General features: G+C 70.5%; 19 protein-coding genes. 10 read left to right on the forward strand and 9 right to left on the reverse strand.

The features are described from left to right. Positions 1-19: 19 nt before the first annotated feature. From AB0I81_RS28835 to AB0I81_RS28865, 7 genes are all read left to right on the forward strand, one after another. Complete coding sequence (locus AB0I81_RS28835) at positions 20-1,051, forward strand: acyl-protein synthetase (RefSeq protein WP_360662736.1); 1,032 nt, start codon at positions 20-22, stop codon at positions 1,049-1,051. After that, complete coding sequence (locus AB0I81_RS28840; RefSeq protein WP_360662737.1) at positions 1,051-2,328, forward strand: acyl-CoA reductase; 1,278 nt, start codon at positions 1,051-1,053, stop codon at positions 2,326-2,328. Before AB0I81_RS28835 ends, AB0I81_RS28840 begins: the two co-directional genes overlap by 1 nt. After that, positions 2,325-4,595, forward strand: coding sequence for a hypothetical protein (locus AB0I81_RS28845; protein ID WP_360662739.1), 2,271 nt, complete (start codon positions 2,325-2,327; stop codon positions 4,593-4,595). The genes AB0I81_RS28840 and AB0I81_RS28845 overlap by 4 nt, the downstream gene beginning before the upstream one ends. Before the next feature lie 108 nt (positions 4,596-4,703). After that, positions 4,704-5,717, forward strand: a complete 1,014-nt coding sequence (locus tag AB0I81_RS28850; RefSeq protein ID WP_360662741.1) for a glycosyltransferase — start codon at positions 4,704-4,706, stop codon at positions 5,715-5,717. Between the two features lie 3 nt (positions 5,718-5,720). Then, positions 5,721-6,419, forward strand: a complete 699-nt coding sequence (locus AB0I81_RS28855) for a class I SAM-dependent methyltransferase (RefSeq protein ID WP_360662743.1) — start codon at positions 5,721-5,723, stop codon at positions 6,417-6,419. Positions 6,420-6,482: 63 nt separating this feature from the next. Beyond that, on the forward strand, positions 6,483-7,154 hold the full coding sequence (locus AB0I81_RS28860; protein WP_360662745.1) for a polysaccharide deacetylase family protein: 672 nt from the start codon (positions 6,483-6,485) through the stop codon (positions 7,152-7,154). A 34-nt stretch (positions 7,155-7,188) separates the two neighbouring features. After that, positions 7,189-8,601: a hypothetical protein gene (locus tag AB0I81_RS28865; protein ID WP_360662747.1), complete on the forward strand. Its 1,413-nt coding sequence runs from the start codon at positions 7,189-7,191 to the stop codon at positions 8,599-8,601. Here the strand turns inward: AB0I81_RS28865 and AB0I81_RS28870 are convergent. From AB0I81_RS28870 to AB0I81_RS28880, 3 genes are all read right to left on the reverse strand, one after another. Further along, complete coding sequence (locus tag AB0I81_RS28870; protein ID WP_360662749.1) at positions 8,543-9,010, reverse strand: response regulator; 468 nt, start codon at positions 9,008-9,010, stop codon at positions 8,543-8,545. The two genes, AB0I81_RS28865 and AB0I81_RS28870, sit on opposite strands and share 59 nt — an antisense overlap. Then, positions 9,007-10,605, reverse strand: coding sequence for an ATP-binding protein (locus AB0I81_RS28875; protein ID WP_360662751.1), 1,599 nt, complete (start codon positions 10,603-10,605; stop codon positions 9,007-9,009). Before AB0I81_RS28875 ends, AB0I81_RS28870 begins: the two co-directional genes overlap by 4 nt. A 78-nt stretch (positions 10,606-10,683) precedes the next feature. Beyond that, positions 10,684-11,877 (reverse strand): SpoIIE family protein phosphatase, encoded by a 1,194-nt coding sequence (locus AB0I81_RS28880; RefSeq protein WP_360662753.1) that lies wholly within the window; start codon positions 11,875-11,877, stop codon positions 10,684-10,686. A gap of 263 nt (positions 11,878-12,140) precedes the next feature. Here AB0I81_RS28880 and AB0I81_RS28885 point away from each other — a divergent pair, with 263 nt between their 5' ends. Further along, positions 12,141-12,641, forward strand: coding sequence for a hypothetical protein (locus AB0I81_RS28885; RefSeq protein WP_360662755.1), 501 nt, complete (start codon positions 12,141-12,143; stop codon positions 12,639-12,641). Positions 12,642-12,729: 88 nt separating this feature from the next. Here AB0I81_RS28885 and AB0I81_RS28890 read toward each other — a convergent pair whose 3' ends face one another. Both AB0I81_RS28890 and AB0I81_RS28895 read right to left on the reverse strand, forming a co-directional pair. Further along, the gene (locus AB0I81_RS28890; protein ID WP_360662757.1) at positions 12,730-14,619 is read right to left on the reverse strand and encodes a hypothetical protein; all 1,890 of its coding nucleotides are present in this window, start codon (positions 14,617-14,619) and stop codon (positions 12,730-12,732) included. Between the two features lie 108 nt (positions 14,620-14,727). Continuing rightward, the gene (locus tag AB0I81_RS28895; RefSeq protein ID WP_360662759.1) at positions 14,728-15,015 is read right to left on the reverse strand and encodes a hypothetical protein; all 288 of its coding nucleotides are present in this window, start codon (positions 15,013-15,015) and stop codon (positions 14,728-14,730) included. A 144-nt stretch (positions 15,016-15,159) separates the two neighbouring features. On the opposite strand from AB0I81_RS28895, the gene AB0I81_RS28900 reads away from it, so the two are divergent. Then, positions 15,160-15,402, forward strand: coding sequence for a GntR family transcriptional regulator (locus AB0I81_RS28900; protein WP_360662761.1), 243 nt, complete (start codon positions 15,160-15,162; stop codon positions 15,400-15,402). A gap of 28 nt (positions 15,403-15,430) precedes the next feature. Here AB0I81_RS28900 and AB0I81_RS28905 read toward each other — a convergent pair whose 3' ends face one another. Beyond that, the gene (locus AB0I81_RS28905; protein WP_360662762.1) at positions 15,431-15,646 is read right to left on the reverse strand and encodes a hypothetical protein; all 216 of its coding nucleotides are present in this window, start codon (positions 15,644-15,646) and stop codon (positions 15,431-15,433) included. Between the two features lie 396 nt (positions 15,647-16,042). Then, positions 16,043-17,590 carry a glutamine-hydrolyzing GMP synthase gene (guaA, locus tag AB0I81_RS28910; protein WP_360662764.1) on the reverse strand — a complete coding sequence of 516 codons (1,548 nt, stop codon included), beginning with the start codon at positions 17,588-17,590 and terminating at the stop codon, positions 16,043-16,045. Between the two features lie 432 nt (positions 17,591-18,022). On the opposite strand from guaA, the gene AB0I81_RS28915 reads away from it, so the two are divergent. Further along, positions 18,023-18,610, forward strand: a complete 588-nt coding sequence (locus AB0I81_RS28915) for a hypothetical protein (RefSeq protein ID WP_360662766.1) — start codon at positions 18,023-18,025, stop codon at positions 18,608-18,610. A gap of 15 nt (positions 18,611-18,625) precedes the next feature. On the opposite strand, the gene AB0I81_RS28920 is transcribed toward AB0I81_RS28915, so the two are convergent. Next, positions 18,626-19,465 (reverse strand): SDR family NAD(P)-dependent oxidoreductase, encoded by an 840-nt coding sequence (locus AB0I81_RS28920; RefSeq protein WP_360662768.1) that lies wholly within the window; start codon positions 19,463-19,465, stop codon positions 18,626-18,628. 72 nt (positions 19,466-19,537) lie between these two features. Continuing rightward, entirely contained in the window at positions 19,538-21,031 is a 1,494-nt protein-coding gene (locus AB0I81_RS28925) for a DUF885 family protein (protein ID WP_360662770.1), read from the reverse strand. Between the last annotated feature and the right edge of the window lie 3 nt (positions 21,032-21,034).

Genomic DNA, 21,034 nt, shown 5'->3' on the forward strand with positions numbered 1-21,034 from the left:
GGACGTTGGAGTCTCTCGTATGAGCGTGGACGTGTTCAGCCTGCGGGGGGCCGAGCGTGAGGCTGTGCTGTTGCCGGAGTTGGTGAAGCTGACCGAGCGGCACCGGGCGGCGTGCCAGCCGTATCGCAGGATTCTCGATGCCGTCGGTGCGGGGCCGCCGTACGAGCGCGTGGCCGACCTGCCGTGGCTGCCGGTGCGGCTGTTCAAGACGCACGAGTTGCGCAGCGTGCCGGAGGAGCGCGTGTTCAGGGTGCTGACCTCCAGCGGCACCACCGGGCAGCGGCCGAGCCGGGTCTACCTCGACCGGGAGGCCGCGGCGGCGCAGACCCGCATGCTGGCCGCCACGATGGGCGCGGTGCTGGGCGGGCGGCGGCTGCCGATGCTGGTCGTGGACAGCCACGCGGTCGTACGCGACCCCACGCTGAGCGCGCGCGGCGCCGGTGTGCTGGGCATGATGAACTTCGGCAGGGACCACACGTTCGTGCTGGACGAGCAGGGCCGGGTGGACGCGGAGGCGGTCAAGACCTTCCTGGCGCGGCACGGGAACGAGCGGTTCCTGATCTTCGGGTTCACGTTCATGGTCTGGCTGTACCTGCGCGGCCTCGGCGTGGACCTGTCGCAGGCGGTGCTGATCCACTCGGGCGGCTGGAAGCGGCTGGCCGAGCAGGCGGTGGACAACGCCGAGTTCCGGCGGCGGCTGGCCGCCGAATGCGGGCTGAGCAGAGTGCACAACTTCTACGGCATGGTCGAGCAGATCGGGACCGTGTTCCTGGAGGGCGCCGACGGCGACGGGCTCTACTGCCCGGACTTCGCCGACGTGGTGATCCGCGACCCGGAGACCTGGCGCGAGGCGCCGACCGGGGTGCCGGGACTGATCGAGGTGGTGAGCACGCTACCCACCTCCTACCCGGGCCACGTGCTGCTGACCGAGGACCTGGGCGTGGTGCGGGGCGTGGATGACGGGAGCTGGCCGGGCAAGCGGTTCGAGGTACTCGGCAGGCTGCCGCGGGCCGAGGCGCGCGGCTGCAGTGACACCTTTGGGCAGGGCTGATGCTGGACGACCGCACCATACTGGACGCCTGCGCCGTGGACGTTCGTTTCCCCGTACGCGGGTCCGTACCGGTGGACACGCTGCTCAGCGGCCTCTGCGAAGGCGGCCCCTGCGAAGGCGGCCTCTGCGAAGGCGGCGGGACGTTGCGGGTGGGGGACGTGCGGGTGCGGGAGTTCCTGGCGGCGTTCGGGCGGCGGCTGTTGCGGCCCGCGCTGGCCAGGCGCCATCCCGAGCTGGGCTCGCTCGGCTTCTTCCTGCGTCCCAGCGAGCTGACCCGCACCGTCGAAGGGCTCGGCCGTGACCATGTACGCGTCCCGCGCGGCCTGGTCTTCCACATCCCGCCCGCGAACGTGGACACCGTCTTCGTCTACTCCTGGGCCCTGTCCGCGCTGATGGGCAACCGCAACGTCGTACGCCTGTCGCCCCGCTCGGGCCCGGTCGCCGAGACCATCGTGGAGACCCTGCACGAGACGCTGGCCGACGCCGACCCCGCCATCGCCGCCACCCAGCGCGTCATCTCCTACGACCGCTCCGACGCCGTGACGGCCGCGTTGTCGGCGGCCTGCGACCTGCGGGTGGTGTGGGGCGGTGACCGTACCGTGCGGGAGATCAGGCGGCACGCGCTCGCCCCGCACGCCCGCGACCTGACCTTCCCCGACCGTTCCTCCTTCGCCGTGGTACGTGCGGCGGCCTGGTTGTGCGCGCCCCGGGCGGCGCGGGTGACGGTCGCCGAGGGGTTCGTCAACGACACCTACTGGTTCGACCAGGCCGCCTGCTCCTCCCCCAGGACCGTGTTCTGGGTGGGTGACGAGGGCGACTGCGACACGGCGCGGGCCGACTTCATCGACCACGTCTCGCGGGTGGTGACCGTGCGCGGGTGGGGGGTCGATGCGGCGATGGCCGTGGAGAAGCGGGTCTCGACCTATGGGCTGGCCGCGGACGGGCTGGCGGAGAGCGTGGACTTCCGCGGGAACGCGCTGGCCAACGTGCGTTTGTCGGCCGCCGCCGCGGCACCGAGGCGGTGGCTGGGGGCGGGGACGTTCGCGCATGCCGGCCTCGCGGCGCTGCGGGAGCTGGCGGGGCTGGTCGAGCGGCGGGATCAGACGATGACGCACTTCGGGTTCGGCCAGGCCGAGCTGGAGGAGCTGGCGCTGGAGCTGGCCGGGCGCGGGGTCGATCGTATGGTGCCGATGGGCAGCGCGCTGAGCTTCCATCGGGTGTGGGACGGGGTGGATCTGCCGGCCGAGTTCACGCGCCTGGTGACCGTCATCGGATGACACCGTTCGGCTCCGGCAGGGCTTGGGGGCGGTGGGTCGGCTCCAGGTGGACGCCGGCCGTTTTTGTGCTGGCCGGGGCCGTGGCCGTGTTCGGGTGGTGCGGGGTGTCCTGGCGGGATCTGGCCGTTTTCGCCGCTTATCTCGGGGTGGGGGTGGCGCTGCCGGGGTTGTTGTTGTGGCGGGCGCTGGCCGGGGGTGGCCGGTCCGTGGCGGAGGATCTGGCGGCGGGGCTGGCGCTCGGGTACGCGGTCGAGGTGCTGGCCTACATTCCGGCCAGGGCCGTGGGGTTGCCGCTGCTCGTGCTGGTTCCGCCCGTCGTGGTGGTGGGCACGTTCGCATGCGTGCCACGGCTGCGCCGCCATTGGCGGGGGCCCGCGGCGCGGGAACGGGTGCCGGTGTGGTGTGCCTGGATGCTGGCGGGGATCGTGGCCTTCCTGATCGCCTGGAGCGCGATCTTCCTGTACGGGGTGCCGATCAGGGCCGGGTACGTGGACCTGCCGTACCACCTGGCCATGGTCGGCGAGGCCAAGCACCATTTCCCGCCCACGCTGCCGTCGGTCCTGGGTGAGCGGCTGTCCTACCACTGGTTCGTCTACGCCGAGATGGCCGCGACGAGCTGGGTCACCGGGATCGAGCCCGCGACCCTGGTCTACCGGCTGTCCACGCTGCCGATGGCGGCGGCCATGGTGGTGCTGGTGGCGGCGCTCGGGCGGCGGCTCGGTGGGGGGTGGGGGGCCGGGGTGGCGGCGGCGGGGGTGACGTACGCGCTGTTCAGCCCGGTGCTGGTGGAGGACGTGGTGTTCAGCTCGCGCTCGATGTTCACCATGTCGACCAGTCCGACGCAGACGTTCGGGGCGTTGCTGTTCGCTCCTGTGGTGGTGCTGCTGCTCGGCGGGCCCCGGTCGCGGTGGGTGGCGTTCGTGGTGCTGCTGGCGGCGCTCACCGGCGCCAAGGCCACCTATCTGCCGTTGCTGCTGGCCGGGCTGCTGGTAGTGGTGATCGTGCGCGGGACGGTGGCCGGACGTGCGGCGGTGGCCCAGTGCGTGGCGGTGGCCGGGCGGGCGGCGGTGGGCGGGCGGGCGGCGGTGGGCGGGCGTGCGGTGGGCGGGCGTGCGGTGGGCGAACGCTGGCTGGGGTGGTTGGGGGCGGCGGGGGTCACGCTGGGGTTTCTGGTGTTCGCCCAGTTCGTCGTGTTCGGGCAGGGTGGTCAGGGGTTGGCCGTTTCGCCGCTGGCGACCATGCGCACGTTGTGGGGTGCGGTGGCGGGGATCGGCATGCCGGGGGTCGCCTCGGTGTCCCTGACGCCGCTGGTGGTGCTGACGGGGGTGCATCTGTTCTGCCTGGCCTGCGTGTGGGGCGGGGTGGCGGGGCTGGGGCGGCGGGTGCTGGAGCCGCCGATCCTGCTGTTGCTGGGGATCGGGGCGGCGGGGATCGGCGCGACCGTGGTGTTCGGGCATCCGGCCGAGTCGCAGCTGTACTTCCTGGAGGCGGCCCGGCCCTACCTGTCGATCGCCGCCGTGTGCGGGGTGCTGGCCGCGCCGCGCGTGCCGTGGGTCAGGGCGGTCTGCCTGGCCGGGCTGGGGGCGGGGGCCGCGCTGGTGGTCTCGGTGGTGGAGTTCACCGGCGGTGCGCTGTGGCGGGTCGTGACGCCGTACCTGGTGCTGGGGCTGGCGGCGTTGGTGGTGTGGCCGCGCGGGTCGGCGTCCGGAGTGGGCGCGCCGGGGTCGTGGGCGCGCGGGTCGGTGGTGGGGGTGGTGGCGGTCATGGCGGGGTACGCGGTGCCGTCCTCTGTCGTGCATGTGGCCGGGCACGTCATTCCGTCGCAGGAGGGGCGTGAGCGGCTGATTCCCCAGGGGGCGCTGGAGGCGGGGCGGTGGTTGCGGGCGCATTCGTCGCCGGATGACGTGGTGGCCACGGATCTGCACTGCCTGCACGAGCAGTGGCGCGTGTGCGACAGCAGGCACTTCTGGGTGTCGGGGTTCAGCGAGCGGCGGGTGCTGGTCGAGGGATGGGCCTACGCCGAGAGCACGTTGTCGCGGGCCGAGTTGTTCCTGCGGTCCTACCTGGCGATCCCGTACGCGGACCAGGCCCGGCTGGTGGCGAACGACGCGGTGTTCATGGCCCCGACGGCTGAGAACGTGCGGCACCTGGCAGCGAAATATGGCGTCAAATGGCTCTTCACCGGGATAAATCCGAAACTGGCGGAATTTGCGGACCTGCGGTTCAGAAACGCCACGTCCTCGGTCTACCGGCTCCCCCAAAGGTAAAGAGATCTTCTGCCGCCGCAATGGTCGGGAAAAGCCGCCCGCGCCGCGCTGGACCTGAGCAGCACCATTTCCGTGGACCCACGGCCACGAGCGAGATCAGGGGAGCCTATGGACACGTGCGCCACCATGGAGCCGCGCCCCCGCGTACTCGACCGGGCGGTCAGGCAGGCCACTGTAGACATCGTCATCCCGGTGCTCAACGAGGAACGCGCGCTGCCCGGCTGCGTACGCACGCTGGCCCGCTACCTCGCCGACTTCCCGCTCAAGTGGCGCGTCACGATCGTGGACAACGGCAGCACCGACGCCACCTGGCCGGTCGCCACCGCGCTGGCCGGGGAGTTCGAGCAGGTGCACGCCCGCCGGCTGGACATCAGGGGCCGGGGCGCTGCCCTGCGGGCGGCCTGGCAGGACAGCCCGGCCGAGATCGTGGCGTATATGGACGTCGATCTGTCCACCGACCTCGACGCCCTGTTCCCGCTGGTGGCAGCGGTGGCCAGCGGCCACTCCCAGATCGCCGTCGGCTCCCGGCTGGCGCCCGGCGCGCGCACGCGCCGCTCGCTGCGCCGCGAGGTGATCTCGCGCGGCTACAACGCGCTGTTGCGGCACGGCTTCGGGGTGCGCTTCCGCGACGCCCAGTGCGGCTTCAAGGCGGCCAGGACGGACGTGGTCAGGCCGCTGCTGGTCAAGATCAAGGACGACTCCTGGTTCTTCGACACCGAGTTGCTGCTGCTGGCCGAGCACAACGGGCTGCGCGTGCACGAGGTGCCGGTGGACTGGATCGAGGACGCCGACTCGCGCGTACAGGTGCTCAGGACGGCCATCGACGACCTCAAGGGGCTGGCCAGGGTCGCCTGGTCGATGGCCAGGGGACGCGCGCGCGTCGAGGTGGGCAGGCCCGAGCCGACGCCCACGCATCCCGACCCGGTGCTCACCCGCCCCTACCGGCCGGCGCCCCGGCGGCGGCGCGCGACGCATCTCCACGGAGCGCTGCTCTTCATGGTCGTCTGTGCGCTCGCCGCTCCGGCCGTGCTGCCGGTGCCCGTTGACGCCGGACGGATGGCGGGCGCGGCCGCGATCACGTACTGCCTGCTCCGCCTGACCCTCTCCAACCCAAGGACATGATCAATGGAAACCTCTGAGATCCGCCGCCTGATCGCGCTGGAGGACTCCCACTGGTGGTACCGCGAGCGCCGGGCCATCCTGCGCAGGGAGTTGCGCGGGCTGGGCCGTCCGGGGCGGGCGCTGGACGTCGGCGCGGCCGGCGGCGGGAACACCAGGGTGCTGGTGGAGGCGGGCTGGGACGCCACGGCCGCCGACCACTGCCAGACGGCGGTGGAGACGGCCAGGCGGCGCGGCATCAAGGCGGTACGCGCCGACGCGCGGGCGCTGCCGTTCGAGCCGGCCAGCATGGACCTGGTGACCGCGTTCGACGTGCTGGAGCACATCCGCGAGGACCACCTGGTCACCGAGGAGATCGCCAGGGTGCTGGCCCCCGGCGGGCACGCGCTGATCGCGGTGCCGTGCGACATGGCGCTGTGGTCGGCGCACGACGACGCCGTCGGCCACGTACGCCGCTACGGCCGCGACTCGCTCACGGTCGTCGTCGAGAAGGCCGGGCTCACGGTCGAACGGATGTGGAGCTGGAACGTGCTGCTGCGCCCGCTCGTGGTCCGGCACCGACGCCGCTCCAGGGGCAACGACCTGCGCAGGACGCCCCTGCTGGTCAACGTGGGGCTGTCGGCGATCGTCCAGGCCGAGCGCTACCTGCCGGTGAAGTCGCTCAAGGGCGTGACCCTGTTCCTGCGGGCCAAGCTCGCCCGGTGACAGTGCCCTTAACGAGACCTCGGCCGTAGCCTGGGCGGGCGCTGTTGGCTCTAGGCTTGCCGTGTGGTGATTCATGCCCTCCTCGCTGCCTCGTTAGCCTTCACGTCCCTGCCCGCCCAGGCCGCCGCCGTCGACTGCTCCCGGGTCAAATGCCTGGCGCTGACCTTCGACGACGGACCGGGCAAATACACGAACGCGCTGCTCAAGGCGTTGGCCAAGGAACGTGCCAAAGCCACGTTCTTCCTCGTGGGCAAACGGGTGGAGAAGATGCCCGGCATGGCCAAGAAGATCGTCGCGCGCGGGCACGCGATCGGCAACCACACCTACTCCCACGCCTGGCTGCCCTCGCTGAGCGACGACGAGATCCTCGAAGAGCTCAAGGTCACCCAGGAAGTGATCGAGAAGGCGACGGGTCAGCGGCCTGACATGTACCGGCCGCCGTACGGGAAGACCGACGAGCGCGTGCTCGGCGTGGCCACTCAGGTGGACCTGTCGGAGATCCTGTGGACCGGCACGACGCTCGACTGGAGTCTCAAGGACACCAAGAAGATCAAGGCGGCCGTGCTCAAGCTCGCCAAGCGCGACGGCGTGATCCTCATGCACGACGTGGTTCCGGAGACGGTCAAGGTCATGCCGGAGGTCCTCAGGGAGCTCAAGAAGCGCGGCTACCATCTCGTCACGGTGCCCGTACTGCTGCGCGGTAAGGGTCCGAAGCCTGGGGTGACCTACCCCTAGGGCACCGGCTCCCCCCACAACCCGGGAGCGAGTCATGTCAAGCACCGCCAGAATCTTCCTGAGCATTCAGGTGGTGCTGGGCTGCTGGTGGGCGGCGTTCCATCCCGGGCTGTTCAGCCGGGACTCGGTGTTGTATCTCAGCCACACGCTCGCCGGGCCCTGGGTGAGCGATCACTCGGTGCTCTACGACGGGCTGTTGTGGCTGAGCTTCGCCGTGACCGGCGACCTGGGCGCCGTCACGTTCGCGCAGACCACGGCCATGGCGGGGGCGCTGACGTGGCTGGCGCGGTCGCTCGTGGCGCTGGGCGCGCCCCGGCGGGCGACCATCGCCGTGGCCGTGCTGATGCCGCTGACGCCGCCGGTGGGCGCGTTCACGGTGGCGTTGTGGAAGGACGTGCCGTTCACGATCTGCGCGGTGGCGGTCGCGGCGGTGTGCGCGCGGATCGCCGCGCGGCGCGCCGTCACCGGGCGCACGCCGCTCGTGCTCGGGGCGCTGCTGCTGGGGCTCGGGCTCTTCCGCGCGAACGGCTTTCTGGTGGTCGGGGTGACCGTCCTGGCGCTGGTCCTGATCGTGCGGACCATGCGGGTACGGCTGCTGCTGGCCGGCCTCTGCGCCGCCGCCCTGCCCCTCATGCTCACGAACCTGGTGTTCCCGCTGTTCGGGATAGTGCCGCCGGCAAGGACGTACGTGTACCACACCGCTTTCGGCGACATCGCGGTCGCCTACCGGGAGTTGCCCACCCGCTTCACGCCGGGCGACCTCGACCTCATGACCTCGGTGGCGCCGCTGAAACGGTGGTGGGAGGGCGGAACGTGTTACAGCATCAACCCGCTGATCTGGCGGCAGGACTTCGACTGGCGGCAGGCCGACGCGCACGCCTCCGAACTGCTCGCCCTGTGGCGGCGGCTGCTGGCCAGCGAGCCCAGGACCATCGTGGAGGCACGGTTGTGCCGGGGGTCGATCGCGTGGCGGCCCGGCCAGTACGAGGGTGCGACCGGGGGAATGACGTACCGGTTCTCGTTGCGGCCGAACGCCGACACCTACGTGGGGCCGGGCAAGGTGACCGACTTCCCCGGGCGGGGGGTGTACTCGCTGCGACCGCTGTCGATGGCGCTGAACCGGGTGGCCGAGCCCTGGCTGACCGGGGCGCTGGCGCCCGCGTACGACTGGTTGTTGTGGCGGGGCGCCACCTGGTCGTACGTGACGTATCTGGCGGTGGGGCTGGGGGCGTGGGTGCTGCGCAACCGGTACGTGGCAGGGGTCGCGGCGGTGGTGGCCGGGCAGCAGCTCGCCATCCTGGTCAACATCTCGGCCCAGGACTTCCGTTACATGGCCGCGCCCATCTTCGTGGGCATGCTGCTGCTGCCCCTGCTCTTCGACTGCGGAGCTAGAGCTTCTCCTCCACTCCGCCGTCTCGGGTTCGGCCGGGCAGCCGGACCACCGTGACGAAGAACTCGTCGATCTGCCGGATGACGGCCATGAACCGGTCGATGTCGACGGGTTTGCTCACGTACGCGTTAGCGAACAGCTCGTAGCTGCGCAGGATGTCCTCCTCCGCCGAGGACGTCGTCAGGACGACGATGGGGATCGACCTCAGCTCGGGGTCGCTCTTGATCCTGCCCAGCACCTGGCGGCCGTCGTACTTGGGCAGGTTGAGGTCGAGCAGGATGAGGTCGGGGCGGGGCGCGTCGGCGTACGGTTCGCGCCGGTAGACGAAGTCGAGGGCCTCCAGGCCGTCCCTGACGACGTGGAGGTTGTTGCGGATCTTGTTGTCCTCGAACGCCTCGCGGGTGATGAGCTCGTCACCGGGGTCGTCCTCCACGAGCAGGACTTCGATGGGTTGCCCGCTAGTCATGCGCTGCTTCTTTCCTGGTCGGTGCCGGCCGCCGCGAGCTGGGCACGCTGCCCAGGCAGGGTGAAGCGGATGCGGGCGCCGCCGGTGTAGTCGGTGTCCAGCCAGATCCTGCCGCCGTGGGCCTCGACGATCTTCTTGCACATCGCCAGGCCGATGCCGGTGCCGCTGTAGGTCTCGCGGCTGTGCAGGCGCTGGAAGATGACGAAGATCTTGTCGGCGAACTCCGGCTCGACGCCGATGCCGTTGTCCGCCACCGAGAACTCCCACCCGTCCTCCCCGTCCGGCTCGCAGCCGATGCGGATCAGCGGCGCGCGGTCGGGGTCCCTGAACTTGATCGCGTTGCTGATGAGATTCTGCCAGAGCAGGCGCACCATCGTGGGGTCGCCGACGACGGCCGGCAGCTCGGTGGAACGCTCGATGCGGGTGCCGGACTCCTCGATGTGCGTCGAGAGGTCGTCGATCACCTTGTCCAGGCTCTCCTCAAGTTTCACGGGTTCGCGGTCGTCGTACACTCTGCCCACACGAGAGAACCTCAACAGGTCGTTGATGAGAACCTGCATCCGGGTGGCGCCGTCCACCGCGAAGTCGATGTACTGCTTGGCCCGGTCGTCCAGCACTTTTCCATAGCGTTTGTCCAGGAGCTGGCAGAAGGTGGCGACCTTGCGCAGCGGCTCCTGGAGGTCGTGCGAGGCCACGTACGCGAACTGTTCGAGCTCGCCGTTCGAGCGCCGCAGCTCCACCGCCTGCGCGTCCAGGTCGGCGGCCTGCTCGCGCAGCAGCACCTGCTGGCTTTGCGCGTCCGCCAGCGCCCGCACGATCCGCACCCGCATCAGCTCCACGTCCTTGGCCACCTCGCGGATGTCCGCGGCTCCCCTGGCGGGGATGGCGTGGTCGAAGTCGCCGTCCGCGATGCGGCGGGAGGCCGTGCGCAACTCGTCGAGCGGGCGGCCGACGGCGCGGCGCAGCACGACGGTCAGGAAGGCCACGGCCAGCGGGAACACCACGAGCATGGCCAGGAAGGACCAGTTGCGGGTCTGCTCGGCCCGGACCAGTTCGGCCCGGGACTGCGCTCGTGCCTGCTCCAGGCGGGCGTTCTGCCGTTCCAGCAGCGTCCTGATCGCGTCGAACGCCTGCTTGCCGCCCTCCACCGTGGCGCTGGGGACGGGGTTCGCCTCCTTCCGGTCCGCCGTCGTGGGGGCGGCGAAGTCCCTGCGCCAGGCGGCTGACCGCGCGGTGATGGCGTTCAGCTCGCGGACGAGGCCCGGGTGTCCGGCGAGGAGGGCCGCGACCCGCGCGCGGCTGCGCTCCTCGGCGGTCACGCCCTCGGCGTACGGCCGCAGGAACTGCCGGTCGCGGGTCAGCAGGTAGCCCCTGACGCCGGTCTCCTGGTCGATCAGGGCCTTCTGCATCCTGGCCGCCTCGATGGCGGCCGGGGAGATGCGGGTGGTGAGCTCGTCGGAGATCCGGCTCGTACGGTCCAGCATGACCGCGCCGATCACCCCGCAGAGCGCGATCAGGACGGCGATGGCCACGATCACCACCACGAGCCAGCCATGCACCGTCAACCGCCGCCACCGGCCGGACATATCAGTCATGCGTCGTCTTTCACCTCGGACCCAACAGAAGCGCTGCTCATGCGCCGTCTTTCGCCTCAGACCAACCGGAAGCGCTGCTCATGCGCTGTCTTTCCACCTCAGATGAACCACCGCGAGGTCGTCGGCGGGCGCGTCGGGAGCGGTGACCGACTCGACGTCGGCCAGCAGCGCGTCCAGGAACCGCTCGCCGTCGAGGTGCGCGTGCCGCCCGGCCAGCTCCAGCAGCCCCTCCTCGCCCAGCCAGCGCGGCGGGGCGCCGGGCAGGCGGCGCTCGAAGAGGCCGTCGGTGTACAGCGTGATGCCGCCGCCCTTCGGCAGCTCCAGCGTCTCCTGACGCCAGTCCGCCTCCACCGGCAGGCCCAGTGCCAGCGTGTGCCCCGGCCGCTCGGCCAGGCTCACCCGGTCGCCGTCGTGCAGGAACATGTCGGGGTGGCCGGCCCGCCACACCTGGACCGTGCGCTGGTCGGGTTCGAGCACGAGCGTCGTCATCGTCACGAAGATCTCCGAGCTCGGCCGCTCGGCGTCCAGGATGCGTTCGAGCCGGCGCAGCAGGGCCACCCCCGTCACCCCGCTGAGCACCAGCGCCCGCCAGGCGATGCGCAGGCAGACGCCGAGCGCCGCCTCGTCGGGGCCATGGCCGCACACGTCGCCGATCACCGCGTGCACGTACTTGTCGTCGGACTCCACGACGTCGAAGAAGTCACCGCCCAGGGTGGTCGAGCCCCTGTCCACGCCCCTGCTGGCGCGGTAGCGCGAGGCCACCTCGATCGGCATGGTCTGCAGCAGCGGGCTGGGCAGCAGGCCGCGTTCGAGGCGTTCGTTCTCCTTGGCGCGCATCCGTTCGGCGTGCAGCGCGACCGCGGCCTGTTCCGCCTGCTTGCGCTGCATGGCGTAACGCAGCGTCCGGCCCAGCAGGTCGCCCTCCACCCGGCCCTTGACCAGGTAGTCCTGGGCGCCGGCGGTCAGCGCCGCCATCCCGGCCTGCTCGTCGGCCAGGCCCGTGAGCACCACGACGGCCGAGTCGCCCGCCTCCTCGATCACCGCGGACAACGCGGAGAACTCGTGCGCGTCCGGCAGGCCGAGATCCAGCAGCACACATTCCGGACGCAGCCGGGTCAGGGACCGCCTGGCCTCGTCCACGGAACGCGCCCACTCCAGGCGCACCGACAGGCCGCTGTCCTCCAGCAACTCCTCGACGATCAGCGCGTCCTGCGCATCGTCCTCGACCAGCAACACCAGCGGTTGCCCGTCGTACTCTCTCACCTCGGCCATCCAGGCCTTCGCCACCCTTCAGGACCGTATGCCCGAACAACCACCCCAGGTGTCCCACTGCCAATCACGGTCGAGAATTGGCCCAGGGGTTCCCTCCCTTCCCATGATTTACACCTGTATGCACCAACCTTCGAAGATCGCGTATTCGCGCAGGTGGTGGCACGGGCGCGGCACAGGACGTTCCACCTCCGGTCCGCCGCCGGAACGCCTGTGGGATAGGTCGCCGTCGACCGATGACGGCGAACAACCCTCAGGAGGCCATCTTGGCCACGAGCAACACCGGGGTCCGCGCCCGTATCACGCGCGTTCTGGGCGTCGTACTACTGTCCATCGCCGCGATCGCCCTCAGCGGGGCCCAGCCCGCGGCCGCCGCACAGTCGTGCACCGGCCAGCAACAGAGCAACGTGTGCATCACCACCACCGACATCGGCGGCGGGCTCTACCACGTCACACTCGGCATCGACTTCCGCATCGGCCGGGCCGCCGCACAGCAGATCATCGACGCGCCCGGCGAACCGTTCACGGGGGCCGTGTTCGAGGTCGACGCCACCCTCGGGTACCTCTTCAGCATGCCGGTCATCGGCGTGGGCGCCTCGGACGACGCCGGGCTCAGCGCCGACTTCCAGCTCGTCGTCCCCAGGATCTGGCTGGACGAGGACGCGGGCAGCGCCGTGGACACGGTACGCGGCAGGATCAGGCTGCTCGACTCCCGGGTCAACCGGGTCATCACGTTCCACACACCACCGCTGTCGCAGATCTTCTAGTCGGCTCCGGCTTTCTAGCGCGGCAGATAACAGCAGCTCTTCTAGTCGGCTCTGGCCCGGCAGGTAGCAGCAGCTCTTCTAGTCGGCTCTAGCGCGGCAGGTAGCAGCAGCGCGCCCCCGTACGCACGGTGGCGCGCAGCTCCTGTCCGATCACCTCATCGGCCTGCGCGATCCGGGTCACCGCCCGCCAGATGGCCTTGCCCACCGCGATCCTGGCCCGCTCCTCGGTCCCCGCGAACGGCCGCGCCCGTCCCCCGATCCCGGTGGCCGAGGCCAGCTCGGCCATCAGCCACTCCCGCTCCTCACGCAGCGCGGCGGCACGCCCAGGACCGTCGTCCGGCCCCAGTTCCGCCAGCTCCGCCTCCAGCTTCGCCAGCCGCTCCTTGTACGTCCGCCTGGCCACCTCATCCAGCAGCGGCTGCTGCGAGGTGGCCGCGCTCTTGGCCGCGTCCTGCCCGGCGGCCAGGTCGATGGCCGGGATCTCCTGGCCCGGGTTGGCCATCAGCATCGCCAGGTACCTCATGCCCACGCTGTGCCCGACCAGCACGCTGCGCGCGTCCAGCTCGACCAGCCAGTGCAGGCCGTGCCGCCGCGCCCGGCAGGCGCCGCGCACCTCGGGCGCGCGCTCGCCGACCGGCTCGGGCAGCACCATCCCGAGCTCCCTCGCCTCCCGCGCCGCCTCATCCAGCTCTTTCCGGTCCGCCAGCGCCTGTCCCAGGCGGTGGCGGGAGAGCACGGCGGCGGGCCAGTGGCTCAGCGCGAGATTCTGCCGTACGGCGGCGCGCAGATGCCCGACCGCGCGATCCACCTCCCCCAGCGTGAGCGAGGCCAGACCCAGCGGATGATGCGCCGACCCGAGACAGGTCACCCCGTGTCCCGCGATCACCGGCAGCTCGGCGAACGGCGCGAGCGCGGCATAGGCATGCGCGGCGGTCTCGGCGTCCTGCAGCAGGTAGGCGGCCTCGACCATGTAGTACATCGAGGTCAGCCAGGTGCTCGACCGCGGTAGCTCGGCCCCGCGCAACCGCGCCAGCATTCCCTCGGCGGTACGACGATCCCCCGCTCTGGCGGTCGCCGCGGCCAGGCTCGCCAGGTAGGAGTTGTCCAGGGCGCTGAGCGTCGGCGAGTTCACCAGCTCCGACAACGCCGGTACGAGCTCCGCGCCGCGCCCCTGCAGCCAGCGGATGGCGCCGAGCTGCCAGCCGTACCAGCCGGTGGCGTCCACGTCTCCGGTGTCGTCCCCCAGCTCGGCGCAGACCGCCGCCAGCGTCTCGGCCTCCTCGAACCGTCCCGCGCGGATGCTCAGCATCACCTTCATCGCGCTGACCACGAACCCGATCGCCCGATGCCCCTTGGCCGCCAGCATCACCTGCAGCTCCTCCAGGCTGCGCTCGGCCCTGGGCGAGGACTGCAGGAACAGATCCACGGTACGCAGGAGCAGCCCCATCACCAGGTCGCCCCGCCGCCCCGAGAGCACGGCCTGGCCGATCAGGTCCTGCGCCAGCCGGATACGCCGTTCGCCGTGCTCGGGGCCGAGCAGGCAGTGGTGTGCCAGGGTCAGCGTCTCCGCCAGCGCCACCGGGTCACCGGCGCTCCTCGCCTGGGCCAGGACCTGGAGGATCGCGTCGTGCGTACCGTGGCGGTAGTCCTCCTCGGCGGCCTGCCTGGCCCGCAGCCGCAGGGCCAGCGACGAGCCGGGGTCCAGCTGCCGCAGGGCGTGGCGCTGGCGCGTACGCACTCTCTCCCAGTCCGCGCAGGTGCGGTGCTCGTGCACCCACACCCCGCTCAGGCCGAGTACGGCCCGCGCCAGCTTCTGCGCGTCCCCGCACACCTCGGCGTCACGGTAGGCGGCCTCGAACCAGTAGCGGGCGGCACGCAGGTCGCCGTCCACGGACAGGGAGCGCTCGCCGGCCAAGAGCGCGAAGGTGATGTTGCCATGTGGAACCGTGCTCCTGTCCAGCTCTCGTGTCGCACCCACGTTCCGCCGTCTCCTCCACCGTCCACCGAACATCCATCGGTAGTTGAAGAGAGAGACGACCCCGTACTGATACAGCCGAGCCCGTCCTGCCGTTGTGCCGGAGGGCGGCTATCTTGCTTGACCGGTGAGGAGTTTCTTCCAGAGGATCTCCGCTTCGTCCGCCTTGCGCGGGCGACTCTCCCACACCAGCGAGGCGCCTTCGAGCCGATCGGTCTTGCGCACCCACGCCACGCCTGCGGCCGTGCAGAGCTCCAGGATGCGGGCTTTGCAGTCGCAGGTGTGCCGTCTGATCCGCACCCGCTCGAAGCGCGGCTCCGGCTCGCGCCACTCGACCAGCTCGGCGTCCGGGCGATGAGGACCTATGTGAGGGCCGTGAAAATCGGGGAACTCGGTCAAGGCACATCTCCTCAAGGGTCGAATGCCTGGGCTCTACCTCGGTGCGTTCGCACCGTCCACGCGCAGCATAAGCGAGGTGTACTACCCCCGTCTAGCCTCTGGGGTAGCTATGGCTTGTTTACGCTGGTCCCATACCGTGTTCGCGTGATTGACCGAGAGGGACCCATTCCGCCCTACCAGCAGGTGGCGGCGGCTGTCCGAGAGCGCATCGCATCGGGCAAGATCCCGCCGGGCCGGCGCATCCCGAGCCTGGTGGAGCTCGAAGCCGAGTTCGGCGTCGCGCGCGACACCCTCCGTAAAGCCGTCCAGGTCCTCAAGGACGAAGGGCTCGTGGAGACAGTCCGTGGAATGGGCGTCTATGTGAAGTCACCGGATTCCGAGGGCTGACCAGCCTTGCGCTTACATGCGAGCCCGTTCAGGCGGCGGTGCGGTCGCCGACGGGCCGGCGGCGCAGGAGCGGGCTGCGTAGGGCCGGGGGCAGGTGGGCCTGGTCGAGGGTGCCGACGTCGGTGCCGGGCGGGACGATCTGGTCGATCTGGTCGAGGATCTCGTCGCTGAGCGTGACCTCGGCACCGGCCAGCAGGTCATCGAGCTGCTCCATCGTGCGCGGCCCGATGATCGCGCTGGTCACGCCGGGACTCGTCGCGACCAAACGCGGACTCGCGGCGGCCCTCCACTCGGGCGACCCGGCCTTCGATGCCCTGCCCGGCTACCTCCTCCAGCGCCTCGGCCCCGCACTCAGCTCGCTGCTCGAAGCCGCGGCGGCCCCTGGCGAGATCCGCGCCGACATCAGCGCCAAGGACCTGCTGCACGCCGTTGCCCCTGCTGTGCCAGCCCGTCCCCGGCGAGGGAGTCGCCTACAGCCAGCGCATGATCGCCGTCCTCATCGACGGTCTTCGCTACGGCGGCAAATCCTCGCGGCCGTGATCACCAGCTTCCGGGCAGCGCCTCAGCCGGCGTGCTTACAAAGATTCTTGGTTTGACGCTTCATACGACGCCAAACTAAAAATCTCTTGTACTTCGGGTGTCACTCCCACTCGATGGTGCCCGGGGGCTTGCTGGTGACGTCCAGGACCACCCGGTTGACCTCGGGAACCTCATTCGTGACCCGGGTCGAGATCCGGGACAGCACCTCGTACGGCACCTTCGCCCAGTCCGCCGTCATCGCGTCCTCGGACGTCACGGGACGGAGCACGACCGGATGCCCGTACGTGCGCCCATCCCCCTGAACCCCCACGGACCGGACGTCAGCCAGCAGCACCACGGGGCACTGCCAGATCGTACGGTCCAGGCCGGCCCTGGACAGTTCCTCGCGGGCGATCGCGTCGGCCTCGCGCAGGATGGACAGGCGGTCGCGGGTGACCTCGCCGACGATGCGGATGCCGAGGCCGGGGCCGGGGAACGGCTGGCGCCAGACCATGGCGGAGGGCAGGCCGAGCTCCTCGCCCGCCCGGCGGACCTCGTCCTTGAACAGCGCCCGCAGCGGCTCCACCAGCTTGAACTGCAGGTCTTCCGGCAGGCCGCCGACGTTGTGGTGGGACTTGATGTTGGCGGTGCCGGTGCCGCCGCCCGACTCGACCACGTCGGGGTAGAGGGTGCCCTGGACCAGGAAGTCCACCGGGCCGTCGGCCATGATGGCGCGCTGCTCGTCCTCGAAGACGCGGATGAACTCGCGTCCGATGATCTTGCGCTTCTCCTCCGGGTCGGAGACGCCCTCCAGGGCCTTCAGGAAGCGCTCAGAGGCGTCCACGACGCGCAGCTTGACGCCCGTGGCGGCCACGAAGTCGCGCTCGACCTGCTCGGGCTCGCCCTTGCGCAGCAGGCCGTGGTCGACGAAGACGCAGGTCAGGCGGTCGCCGATGGCGCGCTGGACCAGGGCGGCGGCCACCGCGGAGTCCACGCCGCCCGACAGCGCGCAGATCGCCCGCCCGTCGCCGACCTGGTCGCGTACGGCCCGTACGGAGTCCTCGACGATGTTGAGCATGGTCCACGACGGACGGCAGCCGGCCGCGTCGAGGAAGTGCCGCAACACCGTCTGCCCGTGCTCGCTGTGCAGCACCTCCGGATGGAACTGCACGCCGTAGAGCCCGCGCTCGATGTTCTCGAACGCGGCCACCGGCGTCTGGCTCGTGGAGGCGGTCACCGCGAAGCCCTCGGGAGCGGCGGCCACACTGTCGCCGTGGGACATCCAGACGGTCTGGGAGCTGGGCAGCCCGGCGAAGATCACGCCTTCGTCGAGCACCTCGAGCGCGGTGCCGCCGTACTCGGCGACGCCCGTGCGGGCCACCTCGCCGCCCAGCGCCTGCGCCATGGCCTGAAAGCCGTAACAGATGCCGAACGTGGGCACGCCCGTGGCGAACAGCCCGTGCGGCACCGGCGGGGCGCCTTCCGCGTAGACCGAGGAGGGGCCGCCGGACAGAATGATCGCCTTGGGGTTCTTGGCCATCATCTCCTCCACCGGCATCGTCGAAGGGACGATCTCCGAGAAGACATGGCACTCGCGCACGCGCCTGGCGATCAGTTGCGCGTACTGCGCGCCGAAGTCGACCACCAGAACCGTGTCGAATTCAGACACCGTGAGAACCCCCCAAAGGCGAATGCGGTGACCACAGTGTATCGGCCTTGGGTCTTACGCCTGGCCTGGCTCCGGCCAACGTGCTAACACAGAACAATGGATCTTGTCTGGCCGGCGGTGGCGTGGGCCCTCTGGGCCGTCATGCTGGCCGTCGCCTTCAAGGTGTCCAGCCGGGACACGTACCGGCGGCGGCCCTCCGAGGAGCAGGTGGCCCCGCCCGTGGCCGAGCTCTTACGCGGCGTACGGGCTGAGGAGGTGTTCCACGCGACGGTGTCCGACCTGGCCGGGCGCGGCTGGGTGACGGCCGAGGGCGATCGCCTGTCCCTCGGTGCGGAGTCCGCGCAGGAGCCGCTGGTGCCGTACGAGCGATGGGTGCTCGAACGGGTGCGCGCCCGCCTGGCCGGCTCCTCCCAGACCCCGGAGATCGAGCTGATGCCTAGAGAGGCCGAGCTCGACAGCCGACTCGTCCCCCTCGTCCGGCGGCGCGCGATCGAGCTGGGGCTGGCGCGGCGGCGCTGGCCGAGCCTGCTCGTCCCGGTGTCGCTGGCGGCCACCCTCGTCGTCCCCTGGTGGGCCACCATCTCGGCCTCCGGCGTGTCGTGGCCCGGCATCATCGCGACGGCGGTGGTGTTCGTGGCGGGCATCGGGCTGCTCATGGGCGGTCGCGGATTCCTGCTGACGGCGCGCGGCAAGGAGGTCGCGGCGGCCGGCCCGGCCAACCCGAGGCAGGAGTGGATCTTCACCGGGAGCGGCTGGCAGAGCGGCGAGATTGAGCCCGCCGAAGCCCTGCCGCAGGGCTCTGGACGCCAGGAGGTCACCGGGCACATCGTCAAGCGCTGGGCGGACGCCGAGCACTGCTATATCGCCCTGCACGACGGCAGCTCGCCCAAGGCCACGGCGTTCCGGGTCGAGCCGAGCCTGTACCAGGACGTGTTGCCGGGCGACTCGGTACGGCTGCTGATCAGGCCGGGCACCGGCGTCATCGTCCGAATACTGGCCCGCGACCGCCATCACCGGTAGATGCTCCTATAGATGTCAGTCGGGCAGGTCCCCGGTGAGCAGGCTCTCGGTCTGCCGGCGCAGCCGGTCGGCGTACTTGGGGTCGGTCAGCAGCAGGAACCGTTCCTCGTGGATGCCCCGCACCACCAGGTCGGCCACCTCCGACGGGTCGATGCCGCCCTCGGCCGCCCTGCTGATCGACTCCCGCGAGTCCACCTCGTCCGGCGTCGGCGTGGTGACCAGGCTCGCCGGGCGGGACCGGTCGGAGTCGCCGATGCGCGTCCTGACCGCGCCGGGGCACAACGCACTCACCCGCAGCCTGGCGCCGGTGGCCGCCAGGTCCTGGGCCAGCGCCAGGGACGCGGCCAGCGCGGCGTACTTCGTCGCCGCGTACCCGCCCGATCCCGGCTTGACGAACAGCCCCGCCGTGGAGACGGTGTTGACGATGTGGCCCTCGGTGTCCTGTTCGATCATGCGGGGCACGAACTCGTGGATGCCGTGCAGCACGCCCCACACGTTCACGCCGAACAACCAGGCGAAGTCCTCCTCGTCGCGCGTCCACATGTGACCGCCCTGGAAGACGCCGGCGTTGTTGCACAACACATGTACGGCGCCGAACTCCCCGAAACACCGATTGGCCAGGTGCCGTACGGCCGAAGCGTCGGACACGTCGGTGATCTGCGTAAGCACCTTGGCCTGCCGCGCGACAACCTCGGCCTCCCGCGCGGCCAACGCGGCCGTCTGCGCCAGCCCGCCATGATCCACATCGGCCAGCATCAGCGTCATGCCCTCGGCCGCGAACCGGAGGGCCATCGCCCGCCCGATGCCGCTTGCCGCACCCGTCACCACCGCGACCTTGCCGGAGAGCTCGCGCACGAAACAGTCCTCCCTAGCGATTCGACCCGCTATAGGACGTTTCCCCGATCATTCCGAGTGACGCTACAGGATCTACAGGATCGCGTCGATCAGGCCCAGAGGCGGCGAGCCGAGATCGAACAACGACTTGTGGAAGCGCTGCAGAGTAAATCCGGCACCCCACTCCCGGCGCGCCCGCTCGCGCAGGTCCTGAATGAGCAGCTTGCCCCAGGTATAACGCCCGTACGTGGGATCGAACGAGGCCCGCCGCGCCTCCGACAACGCCGCCGGACCCGCCAGATGCGAGTCGGACTCGAAGCGTCGCGCCGCGTCCTCGACCGTCATGGACCCGGTGTGCACGCCGATCGCGCAGGCCAGCCGGGTGACGCGGATCAGCGCCTCCACCCACACCCCGATCTCGAAGCGCGGATCACCGTCCTCGAACCCCTCCTCGACGCACAACTCTTCCGCGTAGTGCGCCCAGCCCTCGATGAACGCCACCGACTGCAGCAGCCTGCGCACCTCGGACGGAGCCCGCCGCAGCGCCCTGGCGTGCGAGAAGTGCCCGGGGGCGACCTCGTGCACGTTGATGGCGGGCAGTGTCGTACGACTGAAGACCTCCAGCCACTCCTCCTGATCCCGCACAGGCCAGGACGAATCGGGCGGCGTGATGTAGTACCACGACGGGCCTTCCGGCTCACCCGGCGAGTTCCACGCCATCATGGCCATGGCCCAGCGCCGCGATTCAGGCGCCAGCCCGACCAGACACTCGCCGTCGTGATACGGCACAAGATCCTTCTCGCGAGTGAACGCGATGGCCTTCTCGGTGCCCGCCCGCGCGGCCTCGATCACGCCGTCGGCGTCGGGATGATCCTTGACCAGCTCGCGTACGACATCGAGCGGCACCCGGTCCTTCTCCCCCAGCTTGGCGCAGGACTCGGCGAGCAGCGCCATCAGCCGATCACGCTCGGCATCGGCCCGCTCAGCCAGCCTGCCCAGGTCCACGGGCAGCCCTTCAGCGGTACCCATCAACCTCGCCAGCGCGTCACCACCAAGCGAGGCATCGGGGTCACCTTCCGCAGCGGCACGCTCGACATGGGCGACAAGCCGGGCATGCGCCTTGAGCGCGGCCTCATCCGTGACCCCCGCCGACAGACCCCGAACGGCACCGAGCAGAGACTTCGCCACGGGGGCGGGCATCTGGTCGAGCGCCGCAACGGCCTGGTCCACGGCCTCGGGCCAGCGCGCGAGATGCGCGGCCTTCGCCGCGGCACGCTCCTCCTCGGGCCCGTAGTCGCGGTCGTAGCAGGCCAGATCAAGATTGGACAGGTGAACGAGCGGGTTCTTGCGATGCAACTCCAGCTCCCCGAACTGGGTGCGCAGACTCTCCTCGAACACCTGCAGATGCCTGGCGTCATACGCGTCCACGGGCGCCGCCCCCTGACCGAGCCGCGCCAGCCCGGCCCGTACACCGCCGGGCGACAAATCCTGGATCCGACCGTCGTACTCGTGCCTGCCACCGGCCTCGCGCGCCTCGGCCACGATCAGATCGGTGACGGCTCGCAGCCTGGCATCAAGTTCTGTCATGGC

It is taken from the genome of Nonomuraea sp. NPDC050404 (genome assembly GCF_040655495.1).
Classification (GTDB): domain Bacteria; phylum Actinomycetota; class Actinomycetes; order Streptosporangiales; family Streptosporangiaceae; genus Nonomuraea.

Coding starts and splice junctions, on each gene's coding strand:
- AB0I81_RS28915 (WP_360662766.1), top strand. CDS start 18,023: ATGCCTAGAGAGGCCGAGCTCGACAGCCGACTCGTCCCCCTCGTCCGG.
- AB0I81_RS28865 (WP_360662747.1), top strand. CDS start 7,189: ATGTCAAGCACCGCCAGAATCTTCCTGAGCATTCAGGTGGTGCTGGGC.
- AB0I81_RS28870 (WP_360662749.1), bottom strand. CDS start 9,010: ATGACTAGCGGGCAACCCATCGAAGTCCTGCTCGTGGAGGACGACCCC.
- AB0I81_RS28855 (WP_360662743.1), top strand. CDS start 5,721: ATGGAAACCTCTGAGATCCGCCGCCTGATCGCGCTGGAGGACTCCCAC.
- AB0I81_RS28840 (WP_360662737.1), top strand. CDS start 1,051: ATGCTGGACGACCGCACCATACTGGACGCCTGCGCCGTGGACGTTCGT.
- AB0I81_RS28850 (WP_360662741.1), top strand. CDS start 4,704: ATGGACACGTGCGCCACCATGGAGCCGCGCCCCCGCGTACTCGACCGG.
- AB0I81_RS28925 (WP_360662770.1), bottom strand. CDS start 21,031: ATGACAGAACTTGATGCCAGGCTGCGAGCCGTCACCGATCTGATCGTG.
- AB0I81_RS28845 (WP_360662739.1), top strand. CDS start 2,325: ATGACACCGTTCGGCTCCGGCAGGGCTTGGGGGCGGTGGGTCGGCTCC.
- AB0I81_RS28880 (WP_360662753.1), bottom strand. CDS start 11,877: ATGGCCGAGGTGAGAGAGTACGACGGGCAACCGCTGGTGTTGCTGGTC.
- AB0I81_RS28835 (WP_360662736.1), top strand. CDS start 20: ATGAGCGTGGACGTGTTCAGCCTGCGGGGGGCCGAGCGTGAGGCTGTG.
- AB0I81_RS28875 (WP_360662751.1), bottom strand. CDS start 10,605: ATGACTGATATGTCCGGCCGGTGGCGGCGGTTGACGGTGCATGGCTGG.